Below are 22,775 nucleotides of genomic sequence, written 5' to 3'. Positions count from 1 at the left end.
CGTCCGACCGGCCTGGGGGTGAGGAGCGGGGCATGGTGATGCAGCGGGGACGCCTGTTCGCGGGCGCGGCCGCGCTGGTGCTGGCGAGTGCCGCCGGTGTCGTCGTCGCGACCAGGCCGGATCACGGCGCAGTCCCAGGCGGTACTGCGGCCGCCGCCGAAGCCCCTGGCAGCATCAGCGCCGGCCCGGCGAAGTCGCGCAAGAGCGCGCTCGACGCGATCCTCGCCCAGCGCGCTACCGCCGTCCTCAAAGGGGATCTGAAGGCGTTCCTCGCCTCGGTCGACCCCAGGCAACCCAAACTCGTGGCCGAGCAGCGCGTCCTCTTCGGCAACCTCAGGCAGTTCCGCTTCACCACCCTGCGGTACTTCGCCGCCGACGAGCGGCCCGCGCCCGCGATGGTGGCGAAGTACGGCAAGAGCGCCTTCTCCACCCGGGTGATGATGCGCTACCAGCTGGCCGGCCTGGATCCCAAGCCGGTGCAGACCGATCTCGGCTACACCTTTGTAGCCCAGGGCAATCGCTGGATCCTGGTCGCCGACGACGCGATCGACGAGACGCTGAGCGAGGACGGCCATCGGCAGCCGTGGGACTTCCAGCCGATCGCCGTGATCCGCCGCGGCAAGGTGGTCGTGGTGGTCGACAAGACCGAGTCGGCGCTCGGCCGGACGATCGGCGGGGTCTCGCAGACCGCGGTCGCCGCCGTCCGCCGGCACTGGCCGAGACCCTGGAACGGCGCGGTGATGGTGGTCGCGATGTCCGAGCCGAACGTGATGTCAATGCTGTGGACCGCCGGTACCGGCGCAGGCTGGACGATCGCGGCCAAGGCCGTCACCCTGTACGACGGTGAGCCGCTCAGCGTGAAGGCGGTCGCGCCGGTCGGCAGCCGGATCGTCATCAACCCGGCCGTCCGCAAGACCCTCGACGAGGACCTGCTGGTGCACGAGATGACCCATGTCGCGACGGTGCCGATCGGGGTCCGGACGCCGGTCTGGCTGGTCGAGGGCGTCGCGGAGTACGTGCGGGCCCGGTCGATCGAGGACGACCCGAACTGGACGGTCGACCCGTATCGCAAGACGGTGAGGACGAAGTACCTGCCGTCGATGAAGGTGCTGCCGGGGGAGGCCCAGTTCGACGCGGACGGCGACCGGTCGTACGGGCAGGCCTGGTGGGCGACGGAGTACCTGGTGTCGACCGAAGGGGTGAAGGGGATGGCGTCGCTCTACACCGATCTGGCGTTGCACGACACCAGCCCGGCGGCGTACGCGGCGATCATCAAGAAGCACACGGGCAAGACGCCGGCCGAGCTGGTCAACGCGGTCAAGAAGTTCCGGGGCTAGTCCTCGAGCGGTGGCAGCGCCTGGCGGATGACCACCAGGCCGAACAGCACGAGCGTGAGTCCGTGGACCACCGTGCACCACAGGCAGATGGCGTCGATCTGGAACAGCTCGGCCCAGATCAGGTAGCAGACGAAGACGACGCCCACGACGACCGCCGCCAGCCGCAGCCGGCTCGGCCACGGTGACGCCGTCCGCCACAGCGGTGGCACGGACAACGCGGTCATCCCGACGAAGAACCCCAGACCGAGCAGCGCGACCGGGATGCCGAACAGCTTGGAGTACTCGCTGCTGGTGACCTTCATGCAGTTGACCACCCCGGTGTCGGGGCAGGCGAGCGTCGTACCGGCGGTGAAGTGCTCGTACGTCAGGTACGCCGCGACTGCGACTCCCGCGATCGAGAGCACCAAGGTGGCCCAGGAGATCCAGCCCAGCGGCTTGCGACCCGTCGTGAGCCGGGCGGTCGAGCTCACGACTTCCCGAGCTTGCCGGCCGCCGCCTTGACCACGTCGGTCGAGCAGACGGCGGCGGGCTGGTTGTTGGTCAGGTTGCACAGGGCGGCGGTGTAGACGTTCGCCGAGCCGTCGATGGCCTTGGCGATCGGGCTGTTCGCGTCCTTGAGCGCGTTTGCGATCTCGGCCTGCGTCTTCCCGGCCAGCACCTCGGGGGTGTAGGTCGCGCCGGAGGAGACGAACTTGTTGCCGAGGTCGACGAACGGGATCGACCCGCCGCTCTGCACGTACGGCGGCTTGTTGTAGGTGTCGAAGGTCTTCTGGTCCTCGGCGGTCGGCGTGTCCAGCGGGGCGTAGCGCCCGTTGACCTCTTCGTTGGTGGTCGTCTCGACACCGGTGAAGGACAGGTACTGGCTGGTGTAGCTCGCGCCGTGGAAGGACAGCGTCGCCGTGTTCGGGAAGACGTCGGCGGCGGCCGAGTGGGTGGTGCCGAGGTTGCTGAAGGTGCCGAAGCGGGAGAGCGCGACCGTGACGGGCCAGCGCTCCGCGGCGCAGTACGGGCAGAACTCGGCGCCGATGTAGAGCACCTTCGGCTTGCCGCCGGCGGTCAGGGCCGGGGCGGTGATGGCCGCCGGCGCAGCCTGTACGCCGTCGCTGCCGACCGCGGCGAAGGTCTCGGCCGGGATGCCCGCGATGGTGGAGATGAGGTTCGTGTCGGCCGTGCCGGAGGGCTTGGCCGCCTCGTCCTTCTTGCCGCCACCGGCGAGGCGGACGGCGACCAGTCCGCCGATCACCACGACCACGACCACGACGGCGCCGATCGCGAGGATCAACCGCCGGCGGCGCTCGGCCCGCGCCTGGGTGGCCGCGAGTGCGGCCGCCTTCTCCCGAGCCTGAGACTTCTGTTCCTCGCGCTTGCTCATCTTCTCCCCAGCTGTGGTGACGTCCACAAGAGACAACTGGTGACCGACCGTGGAAGTTCCGCACACAGTGTTGCGATGAGAAGAAAATGCTGGGGGCCGGAGCGGGCTTCCGGCACCGCACCGACCCCCAGCAGTCTGAGGTACTACGCGACGCCGGCGACGCCCTTGGCCAGGAACCGCTTGCCGTTGACCTTCTCGGCGATCCCACTGCGGTCCAGGTACGGCGTGATGCCGCCGAGGTGGAACGGCCAGCCGGCCCCGAGCAGCAGGCACAGGTCGATGTCCTGCGCCTCGGCCACGACACCCTCGTCGAGCATGATCCGGATCTCCTCGGCGAGTGCCGTCAGCACCCGGCTGCGCAGCTCCTCGGCGCCGGACGGCTTGTCGCCGACAGTCACCAGAGCCGCGACCTCAGGGTCGACCGACGGCTTGCCCTCGGCGCTCCAGGTGTAGAAGGAACTCTTGCCAGCGGCAACGACCTTGGCGAGGTTCTCCGAGACCGCGAACCGGTCGGGGTACGCCCGGTTCATCGTCTCCGCGACGTGCAGCGCGACCGGCAGGCCGACCAGCTGCAGCAGCACGAACGGCGGCATCGGCAGGCCGAGCGCCGAGAGCGCCTTGTCCGCCTCGGGAATCGGCGTGCCCTCGTCGACCGCCGCGCTGACCTCGCCGAGGAAGCGGGTCAGCAGCCGGTTCACCACGAAGGCCGGCGCGTCCTTGACCAGCACGCAGGACTTCTTCAGCTTCTTGCCGACCGCGAACGCCGTCGCCAGCGCGGCGTCGTCGGTCTGGCCGGCGCGGATGATCTCCAGCAGCGGCAGGATCGCGACCGGGTTGAAGAAGTGGAACCCGACCACCCGCTCCGGGTGCGCCAGGTCCGCCGCCATCTCGGTGATCGACAGCGAACTGGTGTTGGTAGCCAGGATCGCGTCCGGCCGGATGATCTTCTCCAGGTCGGCGAAGATCGTCTTCTTCAGCTGCAGCTCCTCGAAGACGGCCTCGATCACGAAGTCCGCGTCCGCGAAGACCGCGCGGTCCACCGAGCCGGTGACGAGCGCCTTCAGCTGGTTCGCCTTGTCGGGGCGGATCCGGCCCTTGCCGAGCAGCTTGTCGATCTCGCCGTGCGCGTAGCCGACACCGCGGTCGACCCGCTCCTGGTCGAGGTCGGTCAGCACCACGGGCACCTCGAGCCGGCGCGCGAACAGCAGCGCCAGCTGACCCGCCATCAGACCGGCGCCGACGACGCCGACCTTGTTGACCGGGCGGGCCAGCGACTTGTCCGGCGCCCCGGCCGGCCGCTTGGCGCGCTTGTTGACCAGGTCGAAGGCGTAGAGGCCGCTGCGCAGCTCCTCGCTCATGATCAAGTCGGCGAGCGCCTCGTCCTCGGCCGCGAAACCACGATCACGGTCGTTGTCCTTGGCCGCCGCGATCAGCTCCAGCGCCCGGTACGGCGCGGGCGCCGCGCCGCTCACCTTGAGGTCGGCGAACGCCTTGCCGCGGGCAACGGCCGCGTCCCACGCCTCGCCGCGGTCGATCTCCGGTCGCTCCACGGTGATCTCGCCGGTGAGCACCTTGCTGGCCCAGATCAGCGACTGCTCCAGGAAGTCGGCCGAGTCCAGCAGCACGTCGCCGATCCCGAGCTTGACCGCCTCGGGGCCGCTCAGCATCTTGTTCTGGTTCAGCGCGTTCTCGACCACGACCTTGACGGCCTTGTCCGCGCCGATCAGGTTCGGCAGCAGGAAGTTGCCACCCCAGCCCGGCAGCAGACCGAGGAAGACCTCCGGGGTGGAGAGCATCCCCGCCGCCACCGAGACAGTCCGGTACTGCGCGTGCAGCGCGACCTCGAGGCCGCCACCCAGCGCGACGCCGTTGACGAAGGCGAACGACGGCTTGCCGCCGTCGACCAGCTTGCGCATCACGCCGTGGCCGATCTTGCCCAGGTTGAGCGCCTGCTCGCGGCCGGCCAGCTTCGGCACCCCGCTCAGGTCGGCGCCGGCGGCCAGGATGAACGGCTTGCCGGTGACGCCGATCGCGACCACGTCCTCACGGGCCAGCGCCGCGTCGATGGCCTTGTTCAGCTCGGCCAGACCCTTGGGGCCGAAGGTGTTCGGCTTGGTGTGGTCGTGACCGTTGTCGAGGGTGATCAGCGCGAGCAGGCCGGCCTTGTTCGGCAGTACCACGTCGCGGCTCGGCGCGAGCGTGACGAGCTCGTCGTTCTCGATCGCGACGGCCTCGTCGATGAGGCTCTGCAGGTCGCTCATGCTTTGTTCCCCTCGAAGTTCGGGTTCTCCCAGATGACGGTGCCGCCCATGCCGAGGCCGACGCACATGGTGGTCAGGCCGTAGCGCACCTCGGGCCGCAGCTCGAACTGCTTGGCCAGCTGCGTCATCAGCCGGATGCCGGACGAGGCCAGCGGGTGGCCGTAGGCGATCGCGCCGCCGTACGGGTTGACCCGGCTGTCGTCGTCCGCGATGCCGTAGTGCTCCAGGAAGGCCAGCACCTGGACGGCGAACGCCTCGTTGACCTCGAAGGCCTGGATGTCGTCGATGGTCAGGCCGGCCAGCTTCAGCGCCTTCTCGGTGGCCGGCACCGGACCGAAGCCCATCACCTCGGGCTCGACCCCGACGAAGCCGTAGGAGACCAGCTTCATCTTCGGCTTCAGGCCGAGCTCCTCGGCGGCCTCGGCCGACGTGAGCAGGGCGGCGGTGGCGCCGTCGTTGATCCCGGCGGAGTTGCCCGCGGTGACCCGGCCGTGCGGCCGGAACGGGGTCTTCAGCTTGGCCAGGTCCTCCAGCGTGGTGCCCGGGCGCATCGGCTCGTCGGCGGTGGCCAGACCCCAGCCGTGCTCGGCCGAGCGGATCGCGATCGGCACCAGGTCCGGCTGGATCAGGTCGTTCGCGTACGCCTTGGCGGCGCGCTCCTGGGAGGCGACCGCGTAGGCGTCGGTGCGCGCCTTGGTGATCGAGGGGAACCGGTCGTGCAGGTTCTCCGCGGTGGAGCCCATCACCAGCGCGCTGGTGTCGACCAGCTTCTCGGAGATGATCCGCGGGTTCGGGTCGACGCCCTCGCCCATCGGGTGCCGGCCCATGTGCTCGACACCGCCGGCGATCACCACGTCCTGGGCGCCGAAGGCGATCCCGGAGGCGAGCGTCGTCACCGCCGTCAGGGCGCCGGCGCACATCCGGTCGACCGAGTAGCCCGGAGTGGTGTTCGGCAGACCGGCCAGCAGGGCGGCGGTCCGGCCGATGGTCAGGCCCTGGTCGCCGATCTGGGTGGTGGCCGCGATGGCGACCTCCTCCACCTTCTCCGGCGGCAGCGACGGGTTGCGCCGGAGAATTTCCCGGATGCACTTGATCACCAGGTCGTCGGCGCGCGTCTCGGCGTACAGACCGGTGGCCTTGCCGTTTCCGAACGGGGTGCGAACGCCGTCGACGAAGACGACATCGCGGATCTCACGGGGCACGAGGCCCTCCTCTGTGCTTCAGGACTGGGAGCAGGAACGATGCTACCCGTCGGTAACACATCACCCCAACCCGCCACGCCTGTGCCCCTGCTCACAAGCAGATCGCCGCAACCCGTGGCATCGGGCGGCGATCGGGCGCATTCTGGGACGAAGAGCGTCTCTGGAGCCGCAGATGAATCACATCGAACTTTCCGTCCCGGTCCTGTCGCGGGGCAAACACCGTAATCCGCGTAAGGGCGCCTGCTTCATGGAGTTCGCGTCCTATCTGGCGGGGGAGCCGTGGTCGGATCACCCGGCCTGCACCCATCCGCTGCTGGCCGGAGTGGCCCGCGACGTCAACGACTGCACCACGGATGCCGGCCGAGCTCGGTTGGCGCCACTGATCCCATCGGTGATCGGTCTGACCCCGGACGACCTACACGTCGTACCGCGGGTGACGGCGATCTGTATCGAGCACGCGCTGCCGGTGGTGTCGCAGGAGCGGCAGTACATCCTGGCTGTCGCGCTGCTGGTTGGGGAGCGCGAGTTGGCTGCGCTGGACGGCAGGCCACTCGACAGTCTGCGCCCAGATGCCCAGGCGGCGCTCGACGCAGTGCCGGCGGCTGCGAAGTGGGCCCGGACGTTCACCGCCCGACCACACCGCGGTACGCCGGACTACGCGCGCCGGACGGCTCCACGGGCTGTCTCCTGCGCTGTCGAGGGCATCTCGCAGGCCTGCGTGTCCAACCCGGACGGGCGGCTCTACGACTTGCTCAACGCGGCCATCGAGGAGTGCAAGGCGTGGATCCCCGCACCTGCGGTGGTTGACCAGCGGGAGTCGCTGAGAGCGCAGTAGGCTCCAAGGGTGACCTTGGAGATTGATACCGGCTCGGGGCTGATGCCCGCCCAGGAATTTGGTTCTGCCGACGGCACCGGGCCGGGTTTGCTGCTGCTCCAGGAGATCTTCGGGGTCTCCGACTACATCCAGCAGCGCGGCCTCGAGCTGGCCACCCTCGGGTACTACGTCGTCGCGCCGGAGATCTACTGGCGCCTGGACGACGCCGAGCTGGACGAGTCCGCGCCCGATCTCCTGGACCAGGCGGTCGGTCTGGTGCAGCGGCTCGACTGGCCGACGGCCGTGTCGGACTCGGTCGCCGCGCTGGACTACCTGCGCAGCCGCGAGCAGGGCGTGGGGATCATCGGCCTCTGTTTCGGTGGCGGCCTGGGGTTCAACGTGGCTGCCGCGTCGTCCGCCGATCTGCTGGTCAGCTACTACGGATCTGCCCTGCCGCAGTTGCTGGAGCTCGCACCTGACGTGGACGCGGTCAGCCTGCACCACTTCGGCGACGCCGACGAGTACCTCAAGCCTGCCGAGGTCGACCAGATCATCGCGGCCGTCGACGGGCCGGACAACGAGATCTACCGCTATCCGGGAGCCGGGCACGCCTTCGACAACCCGATGCCCGCCTTCCACCACGCCGAGTCCTCAGCACTCGCGTGGAACCGCACCGAAACCTTCCTGAACCGCCACCTGCCTACCACCGAAGGATTTTGATGAGCCTGTACGACATCTCGCTGAAGACCCTCAACGGCGCCGACACCTCGCTCGCCGACTACCAAGGCAAGGCAGTGCTGGTCGTGAACGTCGCGTCCAAGTGCGGCCTGACCCCGCAGTACGAGGGGCTGGAGAACCTGCAGAAGCGCTACGAGAGCCGCGGCTTCACCGTGCTCGGCGCGCCCTGCAACCAGTTCGGCGGCCAGGAGCCGGGCACGAACGAGGAGATCGAGAGCTTCTGCTCGATGACGTACGGCGTGACGTTCCCGATGCTCGACAAGCTCGAGGTGAACGGCGACGGCCGGCACGCCCTGTACTCCGAACTGACCGCGACTCCCGACGCCGACGGCGCCGCTGGTGACGTGCAGTGGAACTTCGAGAAGTTCCTGGTGACCCCGGAAGGCACTGTCGCGGCGCGTTTCCGCCCACAGACCTTGCCGGAGTCCGACGAGGTCGTCAGCGCGATCGAGGCCCAGCTCCCCGCCTGACCCACCAGCCTGAGGCCGGCGGCGTCACCTATTCGGTGGGGTCGTCGGCTTCTTCTTCGAGCGGTGTGGCCGGTGCTGCTTCCGTCGCGATCGCGTCGGTGAGGATCTCGCCGGTCAGGCCGATCTGCCACTCGCGGGCGTTGTGCTCGCGCAGGAACGTCGTCACCGAGGTCAGGTCCACCTCGGCCGGGGGAGTCCAGGCCAGCCGGCGGATCGTGTCGGGGGAGAGCAGGTTCTCCGTCGGCAGCCGGTGTGCCTCGGCGATCTCGCTGACAGCCGAGCGGGCTGCCGAGAGGCGTGCTGCCGCGTCGGGATCACGGTCTGCCCAGGCGCGAGCCGGCGGCGGTCCGTCGTACCGGGGGCCTTGCTTGGGGAGTTCGGTGTCGGGCAGGCGGCGAGCGTGCTCGATCGCCTCCCACCAGGTGCGCATGTGGCGGTGCGCGCCGCGGCCCTTGAAGGCTGTCAGGCGCTGCAACGCGTCGCGGTCGACCGGCATCGCTGCCGCGGCCTCGACGATCGCCGCGTCCGGCAGGATGCGGCCGGGGGAGATGTCGGCCGACGCCGCGATCTGGTCGCGCGCCTCCCACAACGCCCGTACCACGGCCAGGCTGCGGCGGTTCCGCACGCGATGCATGCCCGACGTACGCCGCCAGGGGTCTGCCTTCGGCTCACGGGGCGGCGCGTTGAGGATCGCGGTGAACTCCTGCTGGGCCCACTCCCACTTGCCTTCGCGGCGCAGTTCGGCCTCGATCGCGTTCCGCAGCTCGATCAGCATCTCGACGTCGAGCGCGGCGTAGATCAGCCACGGGCCCGGCAGCGGACGGGTCGACCAGTCGGCCGCCGAGTGCTCCTTGCGCATCGTGTAGCCGAGGACCTCGCCCACCAGTGAGGCCAGTCCGACCTTGGGGTATCCCAGCAGGCGGCCGGCCAGTTCGGTGTCGAAGACGGTGCGCGGCACCATGCCGACCTCGGCCAGGCAGGCCAGGTCCTGGTTCGCGGCGTGAATGATCCACTCGGCGTCGATGATCGCGTCGCCGAGCGAGGACAGGTCGCCGAACGGGATCGGGTCGACCAGTGCCGAGCCGGAACCTTCGCGGCGGAGCTGGACCAGGTATGCACGGTGGGAGTAGCGGTAGCCGGACGCGCGCTCGGCGTCGACGGCCACCGGACCGGTGCCGGCCCGGAAGGCTTCGACCACCTCGGCCAGGGCCGGGTCGGTGTCGATGACCTCGGACAGTCCGTCACGCAGTTCGAGCAGGGGGAGGTCTTCGGCCGGATCCTCCGGCGTGGGCTGCTGCTGGGTATCGGCCGGGCTCATCTGCCCCGCTGACCGCGCCGGGTCGGCATCGCGACCACCCCCGGCGGAACCGGCGGGAGTCCCGCGGCTGTACAGAGCACCTCGCCCCAAGCCTCGGCATGGTGACTCACGTCGGCCATCCCGTCCGGGCCCGGGACAGGGCTCCAGGACGCACGGATCTCGATCTCCGCCGTCGCTTCGTCATCGGCCATCCCGCCGAAACTCTCGGACACCACGCGAGTGACCGTACCGCTCGGGGCGACGAACTCCGCGCCCTGGTCGGCCAGGGCCTCCATCAGCCAGGTCCAGCCGACGCCGCCGAGCAGCGCGTCGGTGACCATCTCCGGCTCGACCGCGGCGCGCACGTAGGCGACACAGCGGAAGGTCGACTGCCAGGCGTCGTTGCCGGCCGGGTCGTAGAGGACGACCAAGCGGCCGGTGGCGACATCGTCGCCATCGACAGTCACGTCAGCACTGACCGCTGCCGCATGCGGTGCGATCCGCTGCGGGGCGGGCATCTCCTCGACGAACACCTCGGGCCTGAACCGGGCCTCACGCAACTGCGTGAGCGCCTCGGCAAATTCCGCGGGTGGCGCGTCGACCTGCTTGCGGGCACCCATGCTTCGCAGCCTACGACTGATTACTCACCGACGCCGGTGACGACGCGCCGGTAACAGCTTGCGGGCATGGGATCATCGTCCTTGTGCCCGCGACGCAACCTGCTCATTCACTGACCGCTACCGATGCTCTCCCGCAGCCTTCCTCGGCTGCCACGCAGTCCGCCTTCCTGCGGGCCGCCCGAGGTGAGCCGGTCCCGCACACGCCGATCTGGTTCATGCGCCAGGCGGGTCGCTCGCTCCCGGAGTACCGGGCGATCCGCGAAGGCACCACGATGCTCGAGTCCTGTATGCGGCCCGACCTCGTCGTAGAGATAACGCTGCAGCCGGTACGCCGTTATGGCGTCGACGCGGCGATCTTCTTCTCCGACATCGTGCTGCCGCTCAAGGCCGTCGGTGTCGACCTCGAGATCCAGCCGGGCGTCGGCCCGGTGGTTGCCTCGCCGGTGAAGTCACTGGCCGACCTCGAGCCGGTCCGCCCGGTGACGCCGGCCGATGTCTCCTACATCACCGAGTCGGTGCAGGAGCTGGTCCAGCAGCTCGGCGGTACTCCGCTGATCGGGTTCGCGGGCGCGCCGTTCACCGTCGCGTCGTACCTGGTCGAGGGTGGGCCGAGCAAGGACCACGCCAAGACCAAGGCGATGATGCACGGCGACCCGAAGCTGTGGCACGCGCTGGCCGACCGGCTGGCCGATGTCGCGATCGCCTACCTGTCGGTGCAGATCGAGGCTGGTGCCTCGGCGATCCAGTTGTTCGACTCGTGGGCCGGCGGCTTGTCGGCGCGCGACTATGCGGAGTTCGTCCAGCCGCACTCGGCGAAGGTGTTCGACGCGCTCGCGCAGTACGGCGTACCGCGGCTGCACTTCGGGGTGAACACCGGCGAGCTGCTCGGCCTGATGAGCGAGGCCGGCGCGGATGTCGTCGGCGTCGACTGGCGGGTGCCGCTGGACGAGGCCGTACGCCGGATCACGGCGGCGAGCGGCGCGCCGAAGCCGGTCCAGGGCAACCTCGACCCGGCCCTGCTGATCGCCGGCTGGGACGCCATCGAGCCGCAGATCGACCGGATCCTGGCCGAGGGCAAGGCGGCGCCCGGGCACATCTTCAACCTCGGCCACGGTGTCCCGCCGACCACCGACCCCGAGGTGCTGGACAAGATCGTCAAGGCGGTCCAGCAGAAGTCGAAGCGTGCCTGAGCTGGAGAGGCTCCGGGTGGACCACGCTCCCGCGCTGCTGGCCTTCGAGCTGGAGAACCGGGCGTACTTCGCCTCGCACGTCTCCGATCGCGGTGACGCCTACTTCGAGGAGTTCGTCACCCGGCATGCCGAGCTGCTGGCCGATCAGGATGCGGGCGAGCTGCACTTCCACGTTCTGGTGGAGGACGACGGCCGGGTGGTCGGGCGGGTCAATCTGGTCGACGTCGCCGACGGCTCGGCCGAGCTCGGTTACCGGATCGCTGAGCACGCCACCGGTCGCGGGCTGGCCACGGCAGGTGTGCTCGCGGTGTGCGAGCTGGCTGCGCGTGAGTACGGATTGAAGGAGTTGCGCGCGGGGACCAACCTCACCAACGCCGCCTCTCGCGCGGTGCTGGCGCGGGCGGGTTTCGTCGAGGTCGGGGAGAAGGAGTACGGCGGTCGCCCGGGCCTCACCTACAGCCGGTCGTTGACCGTCTGATCTGATGGGGTCGTGGAGCGTCAGTCGGTAGTTGTCGTAGGTGGCGGGATCAGCGGGCTGGCCGCGGCGCACGCGCTGGCGACCGGAGCGAATCCGCCGAAGATCACCGTGCTGGAGTCGTCGCCGCGGTTGGGCGGGAAGCTGGCCGGCGCTTCGCTGGAGGGCATTCCGGTCGACCTCGGGGCTGAGTCGGTACTCGCTCGCCGCCCGGAGGCTGTCGAGCTGATCCGAGCCGTTGGGCTGGGCGACGACGTGGTGCACCCGGCAACGATCTCGGCCGGGCTGTGGATCGGCGACCGCATCCGGGTCATCCCGCCCACGGTGATGGGCGTGCCGTCGGATGCCGCCGCGACGGTCGATGTCCTCGGGGAGGACGGCGCTGCGGCAGTCGCGCAGGAGCCTGAGCTGACGGCACCTGCTTTGACCGAGGACGTGTCGATCGGGCGGTTCGTTGCCGAGCGCATGGGTGCAGCCGTCACCGACAAGCTGGTCGATCCGCTGCTGGGCGGGGTCTATGCCGGTCGCGCCGAGGAGATCTCGCTGGCGGCGGCGGTACCGGATCTGTATGCGAAGCTGCGGACCGCGCCGAGCTTGCTGGCGGCAATGGCTGAGCTGCGCGAGGCCGGGGACAGGCGGAATGCTGCTGGTACTCCGGTCTTCGCCGGCATCAAGGGTGGGATCAACCGGCTGATCAGTGCGCTGGAGACTGATCTGCTGGCCCGCGGTGTGCAGATCCATCGCAACGCGACGGTACGGCGCATCCGTCGTACTGCAGGCGGCTACGAGCTGGAGACCGGACCGGTGCCGGCCCCGACGTTGCTGCAGGGGGATGCGGTGGTCGTAGCCGTCCCTGCCTCACCAGCGGGTCGGATGCTGGCCGAGGTGGTGCCGCAGGCGGCTGCGGAGCTGGGAGCGATCGAGTACGCGAGTATGGCGATTGTCACGCTCGCAGTACGCAAGGAGGGCTGGCCGGAGACGGCTACTGGCTCTGGCTTCCTGGTGCCGTCGGTGGAGGGGCGCACGATTAAGGCGTCCACCTACTCGCATGCCAAGTGGCAGTGGTCCGCTGACGCCGGGGGAGACCTCGCAGTACTGCGCTGCTCGGTCGGGCGGCTTGGTGAGGAGTACGTGTTGCAGCGGTCGGATGAAGAGCTGACTGCACTCGCTGCTGCTGACCTGCGCACTGCTGTGGGCCTGCAGACGCCGGTAGTTGGGTCACTGGTGACCAGGTGGGGTGGTGGGCTTCCGCAGTACGCGGTGGGGCACCTGGACCGGGTTGCCCGAGTAGAGGCGGCTGTTGCCGATCAGCCGGGGCTTGCGGTGTGCGGAGCGGCGTACCGGGGTGTGGGGATCGCTGCCTGCGTGGCTAGTGCTGGAAAGGCTGCAGGCCGGGTGCAGGCACATCTGCAGGCCTCTCGGTCTGCAGGTTCGTGATCAGCTGGACCACCCGGACGGCATAGACCGCACAGACCACGGTCAGGACGGCTGTGACGGTTGAGTTCAGTGCTGCCAGGAGGAGGTCCCGGGTGGTCGGCTCGTTGGACGGGTCGAGCGGGAGCGCAGTGAGCAGCACGGTGGCGACCCAGGTGCCCCACCAGATCTGGATCCCGCGGGAATCCGCCTGCGACTCCTCATTCGCCGGAGTGCTGGCGGTGATGATGTCGTCGACGATCTGCTTGGGATACCAGAGCGAGATGACCGGGATCAGCCAGCCGGCGATCACCCAGCCGCGGCCGTGCCGGTGCGGCGCCGTGCTGAGCCGCTCCGAGGTGTCGCGGGCCCGGCGCAGCCAGACGATGAACACGACGGCCGCTACCAAGGTGGCGGCGCTCGGGATCACGTCTGCCGCGCGGATGGCTTCCCAGTCCCAGTCCTGGGGATTGTCCGCGTACACCGCATAGTCGCGCCAGTCGGCGACTGCGAGCAGAACCTGGGCGAGGGTGGCCAGCCAGATCAGGACCGACGCCGCTCTGGGCAGTCTGCTCATGGAGATTTCCTCTCGTGTACCTGTACTGGCGGAGCCTAGGGCCAACCCGGGTGCAAGGCGGCGTGAACGCATTGGCGACAATGGCAGCGTGACCGAGACGAAGCCGAAGGCGCGCGAGCTGAACAATGTGATCCGCTACACCATGTGGTCGGTGTTCAAGGTGGAGTCGCCACTCGGTGAGGTCGACCGCGAGGAGCTGGCCGCGGAGCTGAACGAGCAGCTGGCCAAGCTCGGCGCCGACCAGGACGTGGTGATCCGCGGCTGGTACGACGTCGAGGGTTTCCGTGCCGACGCCGACTTCATGGTCTGGTGGCACGCGCCGACCTCGGAGGCGCTGCAGCAGGCCTACCACGTACTGCGCCGCTCGCGGCTCGGCAAGCACCTGGCGCCGATCTGGTCGCAGCTCGCGCTGCACCGGCCGGCGGAGTTCAACAAGAGTCACATCCCGGCGTTCCTGGCCGACGAGGAGGCGCGCGGCTACATCTGCGTCTACCCGTTCGTGCGGTCGTACGAGTGGTACCTGCTGCCGGACGAGGAGCGCCGGTTCATGCTGGCCGAGCACGGCAAGATGGCGCGCTCGTACCCCGACGTACGGGCGAACACGGTGGCGTCGTTCGCGCTCGGCGACTACGAGTGGATGCTGGCCTTCGAGGCCGACGAGCTGCACCGGATGGTCGACCTGATGCGCGACCTGCGCGCGTCGACGGCCCGGCGGCACGTCCGCGAGGAGGTCCCCTTCTACACCGGCAAGCGGACCGAGCTGAGTGACCTGATCGCGAACCTGGCGTGACCACCGAGCGCAAGGCGTTCCCGGTCCTGTACGTCACCGACGTCCGGCGATCGGTCGAGTTCTACGCCCTGCTCGGCTACGAGTCGCGCTACCAGTTCCCGCTGGAAGGCGACCCGCACTACGTCGGCCTCGAGCGCGGCGAGTCATCGCTGGGCATCGCTGACTCCAGCTGGCCCGAGGCCCAGCTCGGCATCAACGTCGGCACCGCCGCCCGCTTCGAGCTGTTCGTCTACGTCGACTCGGTCGAGAGCACCGTCGAGACCTTCCGCGCCGCCGGCCACCCGATCCTCCAGGAACCGGCCACCATGCCCTGGGGCGAACGCCAGGCCTACGTCACCGACCCCGACAACAACCCGGTCGCTCTCGCGACCCCGATCTGAGCCGTCAGTCCTCGATCGTCTCGTCGCCGACCCGCTTGAGGTAGTCCTCGAGGTTGTTGGCGACCCACTTGCGGCTGTCGTCCTCGTGGTTCCAGCGGAACACGTCAGACCGCCCACCCCGGCGGACGAACGCGAACTGGTCGCCGCCGCCGTCGTCCCCGAAGAAGATCAACGGCTCGAACGGCATGTACAGCTCGGCGAAGTCGGCGTCGCCGCGGAAGTACAGGTTGTCGGCCTGGATCCGCTCGACCGGCCAGACGACGTCGAGACTCCACGCGCCCTGGACGCCGTCGCTGGCCAGCAACAACTCCTTGAGCGCATCAGGCAACTCGTGCCCGAGGGCCTTCTCGCAGGCCGCCAACGCCTCGGCCTCAGCCGGCTCGCGAAAGGTCACCTCGGGCAGCAAACCACTGATCTTCTCGATCCACATGGCGCACAGTATGTGCCAGCGGGGTGTTACTCGGCCGGGGCCAGGGAGAGGCTGACCGAGTTGATGCAGTAGCGGAGGTCGGTGGGGGTGCCGTAGCCCTCGCCCTCGAAGACGTGGCCGAGGTGCGAGCCGCAGTTGGCGCAGCGGACCTCGACCCGCTTCATGCCGAGGTCGTGGTCCTCGATGTACTCGACCCGGTCCTCGGCCAGCGGGGCGAAGAAGGACGGCCAGCCGCAGTGCGAGTCGAACTTGTTCTCGCTGCGGAACAGCTCCGCGTCGCAGGCCCGGCACTTGTAGACGCCGACGGTCTTGGTGTCGGTGTACTCACCCGTGAACGGCCGCTCGGTCCCGGCCTTGCGAAGCACCTGGAACTCCGCCGGCGACAAGGTGGCCCGCCACTCCTGATCGGACTTCTGTACTGCGTACTGCCTGGTGCTATCAGTCATGTCCCCAGTATCGGCGGCCGGTCAACCAAAACCCCGCCGGGCCGGTGTGACGTAAGACAGCCGCAATCGAGACAGCCGCAATCGCCGGGGCCTGTCCGCCCCAGTGGGACAGGCCCCGGCGACATCAGCGGATCAGTTGACGCTGACCGCGGACCAGGCAGCGGCCACGGCGGCCCGCTCCGGGCTGTTGGCGCCGTACAGGTCGGTGGCGGCGCTGAGCGTGCCGGCCCGGGCCTGCGCGTACGTCGTACCGGTGGTGAAGTACGTCGTCAGCGCGCGGTACCAGATCTTGGCCACCTTGGCCTGGGTGATGCCGGTGACGGTCGACCCGTTGCAGGTCGGCGAGTTGTGCTGCAGGCCGCCGATCACCTTGGCGCCGCTGCCCTCGGAGGCGAGGTAGAAGAAGTGGTTCGCCACCCCCGAGGAGTAGTGCACGTCGATGTCGCCGATGCCGGCGTAGTAGCAGTCCTTGGAGTTGCCGTCCTTGCTCGGCTTGTCCATGAACCGCAGGGCCGGGCGGTCCTTCATGATCTCCTCGCCGATGTAGTAGTCGCCCGGGTCGTTGACGTTGTTGGAGTAGAACTCGACCGCGGTGCCGAAGATGTCGCTGGTGGCCTCGTTCAGGCCGCCGGACTCACCGGAGTAGGTCAGGTTTGAGGTGGCCGAGGTGACGCCGTGCGACATCTCGTGGCCGGCCACGTCGATCGAGACCAGCGGGCCCGCGACGACGCCGTCGCCGTCGCCGTACGTCATCTTCTTGCCGTCCCAGAACGCGTTCACGTAGTTGGTGCCGTAGTGCACCCTGCTCGGGACGCCCTTGCCGTCGTTGAAGATGCCGTTCCGGCCGTGCACCAGCTTGTAGTAGTCGAACGTCGTCGCCGCGCCGTAGTGCGCGTCCGCCGCGGCCGAGGCCCGGTCGGTGTTCAGGCCGGTGCCCCAGTGGTTGTCCGCGTCCAGGAACTTGGCCGCGACCGGGCAGCCGATCTGCAGGATCTGGCAGAAGATCGAGTCGGTCTTGTTCTGCGCGTCGAGAGTGGTGCCACCGCCGCGGACCGCGTCGGTCAGGTTGAACCCGCCCGTCACTGCGGTGGTGTCGAGCGGCACGGTGCCGGAGTACAGGCTCTTGCCGTCACCGGTGGCCGTCTCGATGTGCTGCTCGCTGACCAGCTTGGCGCCGGTCAGCGCGTCGACGGTGGTGGTGATGTGGCTCGGGGTGCCGTCGGCCTGCGTGCCGCCGCTGGTGACCAGGTAGGCCAGCCGCGGCGCGCCCTTGCGGGCCTCGATCACCAGGGACGGCTTGCCCTCGGCCTTGAGACTGCCGGCGACGCCCTTGGCAAGGGCGGTGGTGCTGCTGATCTTGGGGGTCCGGCCGACGTTCGCGGACCGGTCGAGGGTCAGGCTGGCGCCCTTCCACGCGCCGTCCTTCGCCTGGTGCACGACGACGTCGCCACCGAGCACCGGCAGGCCGCCGATGGTCCGGTCCAGCCGGACATGGCTGGAGCCGTCGGCGTCCACGATGACGTCCTTCACCATGAAGGCGTCGGCGGTGGTGGCTTTCAGGGTGCCGAGATTCCCGGAGATCGCAGCCTTGGCCCGGACGACCGCGGTGGCGGGGGTCGGGGCCGGGTCGGCCGTGGGCGCGCCGGTGGCCGTGGTGGCGCCGGTGAGCCCGAGGGCGGTTGCGGTCGCCACTGCGGTGGCAGCGGCGAGCAGGGCGGATTTGTTCATCCTCGCGCTCCTTCAAGGGTGTCCCGGGGGCCTCACGCCCCAGGAACGAGGTGCTGGCACGTTACCGCCCAGTTACCCAGGGTGGCCAGGGGTTGAGAAAAGTTCCCTTTCCTGTGCTGCGGACGGCATTTTGTCCCCGCCGGGCGATAGCGTCACGCCATGGCGGCGACCAAGGCAATCGAGCTGGAGATCGCGGGACGGACCGTCCGGGTGAGCAACCCGGACAAGCCGTACTTCGCGGACCGGGGCCTCACCAAGCTGGACATCGTGAACTACTTCGTCGCGGTCGGCGACGGCATCCTGGGCGCGCTCAGGGACCGGCCGACCACGCTGGAGCGCTGGCCCGGCGGCTGGTTCGAGGGCGCGAAGCTGTCCACCCGGATGGACAACAAGGGCGACGCGTTCTACCAGAAGCGGGTCGCCAAGGGCGCCCCCGACTGGGTCGAGACCGCGACGATCAAGTTCCCCAGCGGCCGGCCCGCCGACGAGGTCTGCCCGACCGAGCTGGCCGTGGTCGCCTGGGCGGTCAACCTCGGCACCCTGACCTTCCACCCCTGGCCCGTACGCCGCCCCGAGCTGGACTCGCCCGACCAGCTGCGGATCGACCTCGACCCGCAGCCCGGCACCGACTTCAAGAGCGCCGCGCTAGTCGCTCCGGTACTGCGTGAGCTGCTGGCTGAGCACGGCCTGGAGGGTTACCCGAAGACCTCGGGTGGCCGCGGGCTGCACGTGTACGTCCCGATCGAGCCCCGCTGGGACTTCATCCAGGCCCGTCGTGCCGTGATCGCCGTCGGCCGCGAGCTGTCCCGCCGGATGCCCGACCAGGTGACGGTCAACTGGTGGAAGGAGGAGCGCGGCGAGCGCGTCTTCATCGACTACAACCAGATGGCCCGCGACCGCACCATCGCGTCGGCGTACTCGGTCCGTCCCAACGAGCGGGCCCGCGTCTCGGCGCCGTTGCGCTGGGAGGAGGTCTCCGAGGTGGTGCCTGACGACTTCGATGTGCTCACCATGCCGGCCCGGTTCGCCGAGGTCGGCGACCTGCATGCGGCCGTCGGCGAGAAGGCATTCTCACTCGAATCGCTCCTGGAGCTGTCCGCCAAGCACGAACGCGACTTCGGCGAGGGCGACATGCCCTACCCACCGGAGTACCCGAAGATGCCCGGCGAGCCGAAGCGCGTCCAGCCATCGAAGGACCGGGACCGGCCCAAGGACCCAGCGCCGGATTCGGAGGAGTGACTCCGGCCGTCAGAGACTGCGGAGCGCGCCGCCGTCGATCGGGATGATGGCGCCGGTCAGGTAGGACGCGGCAGGGGAGAGGACGAAGGCGGCGACCCGGCCGAACTCGTCGGGCTTGCCGTAGCGGCGCAGCGGGATGGTCTTCTCCGCCGTACGCCGGGCCGCGTCCGGGTCGGCCGACCTGCCGTCGAGCTCCTTGAGCCGGTCGGTCGCGATCCGGCCGGGCATCAACCCGTTCACCCGGACACCGTTCGGGCCGAGCTCGTCGGCCAGGGTCTTGGCGATCATCGCGAGTCCGGGGCGCAGGCCGTTGGAGATCGCCAGGCCGTTGATCGGCGACTTCACCGAGGACGACAGTACGAAGGCGATCGACGTACCGTCGGTGCCGGCCCGGGCGACCGAGCGGGCGATCCGCAGGCCGCCCAGGAAGACGCTGTCGAAGGCTGCACGCCAGTCGTCCTCTTCGGTGTCCATCGCAGTGCCGGGCCGGGGCCCGCCGACGCTGATCAGGGCGCCGTTCAGAGCACCCCACTTGGCGATCGCGGTCGCGGCCAGCCGCTCGGCGCTCTCCGGGTCGGCGTTGTCCACCGGGATGCCGACGACGTTCTCGCCGAGCTCCGCGGCCGCCCGCGAGATCGCTTGCTCGCTGCGGCTGGAGATCACCAGCTTGGCGCCCTCCGCGGCCAGGGCTTTCGCTGTTGCGTAGCCGAGTCCGCCACTGGCGCCGGTGACGATATAGATGCGATCGCGAAGTCCGAGGTCCACGGCACCATCCTGCCTCACGTCGCGCCATCTCGCCGGAGCGCGCGCCGCGGGAGGTGGCATCGATCTCACTTGATGGACTCGCGTCTCAGCAGGCAGAAGTTGCCGTCAGCGTCGGACCGCGGATTTCCTTGCTGTGAACGGCCGACACGCCGGTGGTGGCCGCAGGCAACAGGCCTCAGGTAGTGGTCTGCGCCACATCTTCGTTGTGAGCGGCAACAGTCGGCGGCTGTTCGGTGGTCACGTCGCGGCGGGAGAAGTAGACCAGCCCGCCGATCGCCAACAGCGCGAACAGGAACCACTGCATGGCGTAGAAGAAGTGCGGCCCGCCATCGATCTCCGGTCCGGGGAACCCCTTGAAGGCCGGATCGGCGGCAGGTTCCTGCTTGTCCACCGTCAGATAGCCGTCGTACAGCGTCAGCCCGAGCGCCGTCGCGAACTCGGGCCCGTTGATCAGCCGGGCGGTGCCTTCGGACGGCGTACCGCCGTTGGTGTGCCCACCGCGCTCGCTGCGCCGGAGCCGGCCCGTCACGGTGACCTCACCGGTCGGAACCGCAGGAATCGTCGCCGGCGCCAACTCGCCGCCCTGTTTGGGCAGGAAACCGCGATCCACCAGGACGGCCGTGCCGTCGGACAGCAGCAACGGCGTGACGATCTCGAATCCGGGCCGGTCGTTGACGTTGCGATAGCGCAGGACGACCTGTTTGGTGGCGTCGTACCGGCCGGTGACGGTCGCCGTACGCCAGTCGTGCGCCTCGCCGACCACCCGCTGCGGACCGACGATCTCGGCCAATGGAGTGGCCGGCGCGGCCAGGTTCGTTCGGATCACCGTGTTGTGCGCCTTGCGGGAATCCAGCCGGTGCAGCTGCCACCGGCCGAGCTCGACGCACGCGCCGGCGAGCAGCAGGATCACCAGCGCGGCGGTGATCCACCGCACATTCATCAGACGACGCACAGTTCGAACTTAGGCCATCCACCGAAATACCCGGCGGGCGGCTGCCGGGCGCGACGTAGGCTGGGGCTCGTGACAGCGCCCAGCACGACCCCGCTCGGACTGGCAGACAACTATGGCCGGGTGGCGACCGACCTCCGGGTGTCGCTGACCGACCGCTGCAACCTGCGCTGTACCTACTGCATGCCCGAGGAGGGCCTGGACTGGCTGGCGAAGCCGGAACTGCTGACCGACGACGAGATCGTCCGGCTGGTCTCGGTGGCCGTGCACCACCTCGGCGTCGACGAGATCCGCTTCACCGGCGGCGAGCCGCTGCTGCGCCGCGGCGTCGTTGACATCGTCACCCGTACTACGCGACTCGAGCCGCGCCCACAGGTCTCGATCACCACCAACGGCATCGGTCTGGCCCGCCAGGCGCAAGCGCTGCGCGAGGCGGGGCTCGACCGGGTCAATGTGAGCCTCGACACGATCCGCCAGGACACCTTCCTGGAGCTCACCAGGCGCGACCGCCTGAAGGACGTCCTGGCCGGGCTGGCAGCCGCTCACGAGGCCGGTCTCCGGCCGGTAAAGGTCAACGCCGTCCTGATGCGGGGCGTGAACGACGACCAGGCGCCCGAGCTGCTGCAGTTCTGCCTCGACCACGACTACGAACTGCGGTTCATCGAGCAGATGCCGCTGGACGCCCAGCACGGCTGGAGCCGCGATCAGATGATCACGGCCGACGAGATCCTCGAACTGCTCGCCGCCCGCTTCGACCTGGCCGGGACGGATGCGGCCACCCGGGGGAGCGCGCCGGCGGAGTCCTTCACCGTGAACGGCGGACCGGCCACGGTCGGCATCATCGCCAGCGTCACCCGTCCGTTCTGCGGAGACTGTGACCGGGTCCGGCTGACGGCCGACGGCCAGGTCCGTGACTGTCTGTTCGCGCGGAACGAGTCGGACCTGCGGACCGCGTTGCGCGCGGGTGCCGACGACGCGGAGCTGGCGGACCGCTGGCGGCGCGCTATGCGTGGCAAACTCCCCGGCCATGGCATCAACGATCCGAGCTTCCTGCAGCCGGTCCGGCCGATGTCCGCGATCGGCGGCTGAACCCTTTCTAAACCGGAAATTTACTTTTTCCGGTGTAACGCACGCCGAAGCCCGGTAACGAGTACCGGTTACGGCTGCGGGAAAGGCTCGACCTCGCGCAGGAAAGAACGCGCGCCGAGGAAGTCCGACAGGCTCACCTTGTGCTGGTCACAGGCCAGCCAGGTCTTGCGCCGGTCGGGGGTGTGGATCTTGGGGTTGTTCCACAGCAGCGACCAGGTCGCCGGTTGGCCGCATCCCCTTGCAGAGCAGACGGTCGGCAGACCCTCGTCGGTGTTCACGTCATCGCTCACAGCGGGGTCTCCTGGAGGCCATTCCGGTCGGGTCGGGCAATTGTTCCTGACCACTCAATAATCAATAGCCTGGGCAAAATGAAGCGACGTCGGACAGCCACGGGGGGAGCCGTCCGACGCCGCATCAACACCCTGAATTTCATCCGTGAACTTCAGAGCACGCAGATTCTGACACGGATCCGTCATGAGAATCCAGTCCCGACGCAGATCACTTTTCGGTGTCGTGTTCCGAACCGAGTTCGGGCCGGGCCGGCGGCAGGTAAACCTCACCGCCGGAGACCTTGGCCGTTCGGTGCGCATTGGCCAGCACGACCGCCACCGACGGCAGGAAGACGGCGCCGACCAGCAGGATCCAGCGCCACGGGGATGGGACGATCACGGCTCCGATGAAACACACCACACGGAGCGACATCATCCAGGCGTACCGGAAGATCCTGGACTCCAGGTCCTCCGACCGGCCGGGCTGCGCATCCGTCACCGTGATGACTGTTGCGCCGCCGCGTTCACGTCGTTTCGGCATCTATTCTCCTCACCAACACCCAACGGTACGTCGCCGCAGAAGTTGCGACCTACTCAGGCGAAAGGGAACGGACATGACCGATCGCACCTACCGCGTCACCGAACTCGTCGGCACCTCCAAAGAGGGCGTCGACGCGGCCATCACGAACGCGATCTCCCGGGCCGGGGAGACGCTGCGGCACCTGGACTGGTTCGAGGTGACCCAGATCCGCGGTCACATCGTCGACAACGCCATCGACCACTACCAGGTCGGCCTGAAGGTCGGTTTCCGGCTGGAGGACTCCTGATCCCACCCTGCTGACCGGGATACTGCGAACCGCCGGGGCCGCCCGGTTCGCAGTACCGGCGGGGTCGGGAGATACCGTTCGTGCGGCAGCGTCGTAC

Annotated in this window: 26 protein-coding genes; 12 read left to right on the top strand and 14 right to left on the bottom strand. The window is 69.0% G+C overall.

Translation table 11 applies throughout. The features are described 5' to 3' along the window. The first annotated feature begins 32 nt into the window (after positions 1-32). Positions 33-1,337 carry a hypothetical protein gene (locus tag AB0P21_RS03445; RefSeq protein ID WP_363693460.1) on the top strand — a complete coding sequence of 435 codons (1,305 nt, stop codon included), beginning with the start codon at positions 33-35 and terminating at the stop codon, positions 1,335-1,337. On the opposite strand, the gene AB0P21_RS03440 is transcribed toward AB0P21_RS03445, so the two are convergent. From AB0P21_RS03440 to AB0P21_RS03425, 4 genes are all read right to left on the bottom strand, one after another. Then, positions 1,334-1,807, bottom strand: coding sequence for a vitamin K epoxide reductase family protein (locus AB0P21_RS03440; protein ID WP_363693459.1), 474 nt, complete (start codon positions 1,805-1,807; stop codon positions 1,334-1,336). The genes AB0P21_RS03445 and AB0P21_RS03440 overlap by 4 nt on opposite strands. Beyond that, positions 1,804-2,709 carry a DUF929 family protein gene (locus AB0P21_RS03435; protein ID WP_363693458.1) on the bottom strand — a complete coding sequence of 302 codons (906 nt, stop codon included), beginning with the start codon at positions 2,707-2,709 and terminating at the stop codon, positions 1,804-1,806. The genes AB0P21_RS03440 and AB0P21_RS03435 overlap by 4 nt, the downstream gene beginning before the upstream one ends. A 143-nt stretch (positions 2,710-2,852) precedes the next feature. Then, positions 2,853-4,970: a 3-hydroxyacyl-CoA dehydrogenase NAD-binding domain-containing protein gene (locus AB0P21_RS03430; protein ID WP_363693457.1), complete on the bottom strand. Its 2,118-nt coding sequence runs from the start codon at positions 4,968-4,970 to the stop codon at positions 2,853-2,855. Then, complete coding sequence (locus AB0P21_RS03425; protein ID WP_363693456.1) at positions 4,967-6,172, bottom strand: thiolase family protein; 1,206 nt, start codon at positions 6,170-6,172, stop codon at positions 4,967-4,969. The genes AB0P21_RS03430 and AB0P21_RS03425 overlap by 4 nt, the downstream gene beginning before the upstream one ends. A 172-nt stretch (positions 6,173-6,344) precedes the next feature. Between AB0P21_RS03425 and AB0P21_RS03420 the strand changes: the two genes are divergently transcribed. From AB0P21_RS03420 to AB0P21_RS03410, 3 genes are read left to right on the top strand one after another with little or no spacing between them, the layout of a single operon-like run. Further along, a complete protein-coding gene (locus AB0P21_RS03420) occupies positions 6,345-7,007 on the top strand; it encodes a hypothetical protein (RefSeq protein ID WP_363693455.1) in 663 nt (220 codons plus the stop codon). Between the two features lie 9 nt (positions 7,008-7,016). Further along, positions 7,017-7,706 carry a dienelactone hydrolase family protein gene (locus AB0P21_RS03415; protein WP_363693454.1) on the top strand — a complete coding sequence of 230 codons (690 nt, stop codon included), beginning with the start codon at positions 7,017-7,019 and terminating at the stop codon, positions 7,704-7,706. Then, positions 7,706-8,194, top strand: a complete 489-nt coding sequence (locus AB0P21_RS03410; RefSeq protein ID WP_363693453.1) for a glutathione peroxidase — start codon at positions 7,706-7,708, stop codon at positions 8,192-8,194. Before AB0P21_RS03415 ends, AB0P21_RS03410 begins: the two co-directional genes overlap by 1 nt. A gap of 28 nt (positions 8,195-8,222) precedes the next feature. Here the strand turns inward: AB0P21_RS03410 and AB0P21_RS03405 are convergent, their stop codons facing one another. Together AB0P21_RS03405 and AB0P21_RS03400 are read right to left on the bottom strand one after the other, a co-directional pair. After that, entirely contained in the window at positions 8,223-9,512 is a 1,290-nt protein-coding gene (locus AB0P21_RS03405) for an HRDC domain-containing protein (protein ID WP_363693452.1), read from the bottom strand. After that, positions 9,509-10,111, bottom strand: coding sequence for a DUF3000 domain-containing protein (locus AB0P21_RS03400; RefSeq protein WP_363693451.1), 603 nt, complete (start codon positions 10,109-10,111; stop codon positions 9,509-9,511). The genes AB0P21_RS03405 and AB0P21_RS03400 overlap by 4 nt, the downstream gene beginning before the upstream one ends. Before the next feature lie 110 nt (positions 10,112-10,221). On the opposite strand from AB0P21_RS03400, the gene hemE reads away from it, so the two are divergent. From hemE to hemG, 3 genes are read left to right on the top strand one after another with little or no spacing between them, the layout of a single operon-like run. After that, positions 10,222-11,301 (top strand): uroporphyrinogen decarboxylase, encoded by a 1,080-nt coding sequence (gene hemE / locus AB0P21_RS03395; protein ID WP_363694413.1) that lies wholly within the window; start codon positions 10,222-10,224, stop codon positions 11,299-11,301. After that, a complete protein-coding gene (locus AB0P21_RS03390; RefSeq protein ID WP_363693450.1) occupies positions 11,294-11,779 on the top strand; it encodes a GNAT family N-acetyltransferase in 486 nt (161 codons plus the stop codon). Before hemE ends, AB0P21_RS03390 begins: the two co-directional genes overlap by 8 nt. A gap of 12 nt (positions 11,780-11,791) precedes the next feature. Beyond that, entirely contained in the window at positions 11,792-13,213 is a 1,422-nt protein-coding gene (gene hemG, locus AB0P21_RS03385; RefSeq protein WP_363693449.1) for a protoporphyrinogen oxidase, read from the top strand. Here the strand turns inward: hemG and AB0P21_RS03380 are convergent. Next, the gene (locus tag AB0P21_RS03380) at positions 13,146-13,766 is read right to left on the bottom strand and encodes a DUF4328 domain-containing protein (RefSeq protein ID WP_363693448.1); all 621 of its coding nucleotides are present in this window, start codon (positions 13,764-13,766) and stop codon (positions 13,146-13,148) included. The two genes, hemG and AB0P21_RS03380, sit on opposite strands and share 68 nt — an antisense overlap. 88 nt (positions 13,767-13,854) lie before the next feature. On the opposite strand from AB0P21_RS03380, the gene hemQ reads away from it, so the two are divergent. Next, on the top strand, positions 13,855-14,556 hold the full coding sequence (gene hemQ / locus AB0P21_RS03375) for a hydrogen peroxide-dependent heme synthase (protein WP_363693447.1): 702 nt from the start codon (positions 13,855-13,857) through the stop codon (positions 14,554-14,556). After that, positions 14,553-14,936, top strand: coding sequence for a VOC family protein (locus AB0P21_RS03370; protein ID WP_363693446.1), 384 nt, complete (start codon positions 14,553-14,555; stop codon positions 14,934-14,936). The genes hemQ and AB0P21_RS03370 overlap by 4 nt, the downstream gene beginning before the upstream one ends. 4 nt (positions 14,937-14,940) lie before the next feature. Here the strand turns inward: AB0P21_RS03370 and AB0P21_RS03365 are convergent, their stop codons facing one another. The 3 genes from AB0P21_RS03365 to AB0P21_RS03355 all read right to left on the bottom strand — a co-directional run bounded on the left by AB0P21_RS03365 (position 14,941) and on the right by AB0P21_RS03355 (position 17,540). Further along, on the bottom strand, positions 14,941-15,366 hold the full coding sequence (locus tag AB0P21_RS03365) for an SMI1/KNR4 family protein (protein WP_363693445.1): 426 nt from the start codon (positions 15,364-15,366) through the stop codon (positions 14,941-14,943). Between the two features lie 26 nt (positions 15,367-15,392). Beyond that, positions 15,393-15,812 (bottom strand): peptide-methionine (R)-S-oxide reductase MsrB, encoded by a 420-nt coding sequence (msrB, locus tag AB0P21_RS03360; RefSeq protein ID WP_363693444.1) that lies wholly within the window; start codon positions 15,810-15,812, stop codon positions 15,393-15,395. A gap of 132 nt (positions 15,813-15,944) precedes the next feature. Next, on the bottom strand, positions 15,945-17,540 hold the full coding sequence (locus AB0P21_RS03355) for a M4 family metallopeptidase (RefSeq protein WP_363693443.1): 1,596 nt from the start codon (positions 17,538-17,540) through the stop codon (positions 15,945-15,947). A gap of 159 nt (positions 17,541-17,699) precedes the next feature. Here AB0P21_RS03355 and ligD point away from each other — a divergent pair, with 159 nt between their 5' ends. Beyond that, complete coding sequence (ligD, locus tag AB0P21_RS03350; RefSeq protein ID WP_363693442.1) at positions 17,700-18,779, top strand: non-homologous end-joining DNA ligase; 1,080 nt, start codon at positions 17,700-17,702, stop codon at positions 18,777-18,779. Positions 18,780-18,788: 9 nt separating this feature from the next. Here ligD and AB0P21_RS03345 read toward each other — a convergent pair whose 3' ends face one another. Together AB0P21_RS03345 and AB0P21_RS03340 are read right to left on the bottom strand one after the other, a co-directional pair. Further along, positions 18,789-19,544, bottom strand: coding sequence for an SDR family oxidoreductase (locus tag AB0P21_RS03345; protein ID WP_363693441.1), 756 nt, complete (start codon positions 19,542-19,544; stop codon positions 18,789-18,791). 175 nt (positions 19,545-19,719) lie between these two features. After that, positions 19,720-20,496: an SURF1 family protein gene (locus AB0P21_RS03340; RefSeq protein WP_363693440.1), complete on the bottom strand. Its 777-nt coding sequence runs from the start codon at positions 20,494-20,496 to the stop codon at positions 19,720-19,722. Positions 20,497-20,565: 69 nt separating this feature from the next. On the opposite strand from AB0P21_RS03340, the gene moaA reads away from it, so the two are divergent. After that, positions 20,566-21,582 (top strand): GTP 3',8-cyclase MoaA, encoded by a 1,017-nt coding sequence (gene moaA, locus AB0P21_RS03335; RefSeq protein ID WP_363693439.1) that lies wholly within the window; start codon positions 20,566-20,568, stop codon positions 21,580-21,582. A 68-nt stretch (positions 21,583-21,650) separates the two neighbouring features. Here moaA and AB0P21_RS03330 read toward each other — a convergent pair whose 3' ends face one another. Both AB0P21_RS03330 and AB0P21_RS03325 read right to left on the bottom strand, forming a co-directional pair. Continuing rightward, entirely contained in the window at positions 21,651-21,872 is a 222-nt protein-coding gene (locus AB0P21_RS03330) for a hypothetical protein (RefSeq protein WP_363693438.1), read from the bottom strand. Between the two features lie 208 nt (positions 21,873-22,080). Then, the gene (locus AB0P21_RS03325) at positions 22,081-22,392 is read right to left on the bottom strand and encodes a DUF3099 domain-containing protein (RefSeq protein ID WP_363693437.1); all 312 of its coding nucleotides are present in this window, start codon (positions 22,390-22,392) and stop codon (positions 22,081-22,083) included. Positions 22,393-22,465: 73 nt separating this feature from the next. Between AB0P21_RS03325 and AB0P21_RS03320 the strand changes: the two genes are divergently transcribed. Then, entirely contained in the window at positions 22,466-22,678 is a 213-nt protein-coding gene (locus AB0P21_RS03320) for a dodecin (RefSeq protein ID WP_270130378.1), read from the top strand. Positions 22,679-22,775: the final 97 nt, after the last annotated feature.

The sequence above is a fragment of the Kribbella sp. NPDC056861 genome, from assembly GCF_040687575.1.
Classification (GTDB): Bacteria; Actinomycetota; Actinomycetes; order Propionibacteriales; family Kribbellaceae; genus Kribbella.
Note: the sequence above shows the minus strand (reverse complement) of the source record. Positions and strands in the feature narration are given on the sequence as shown.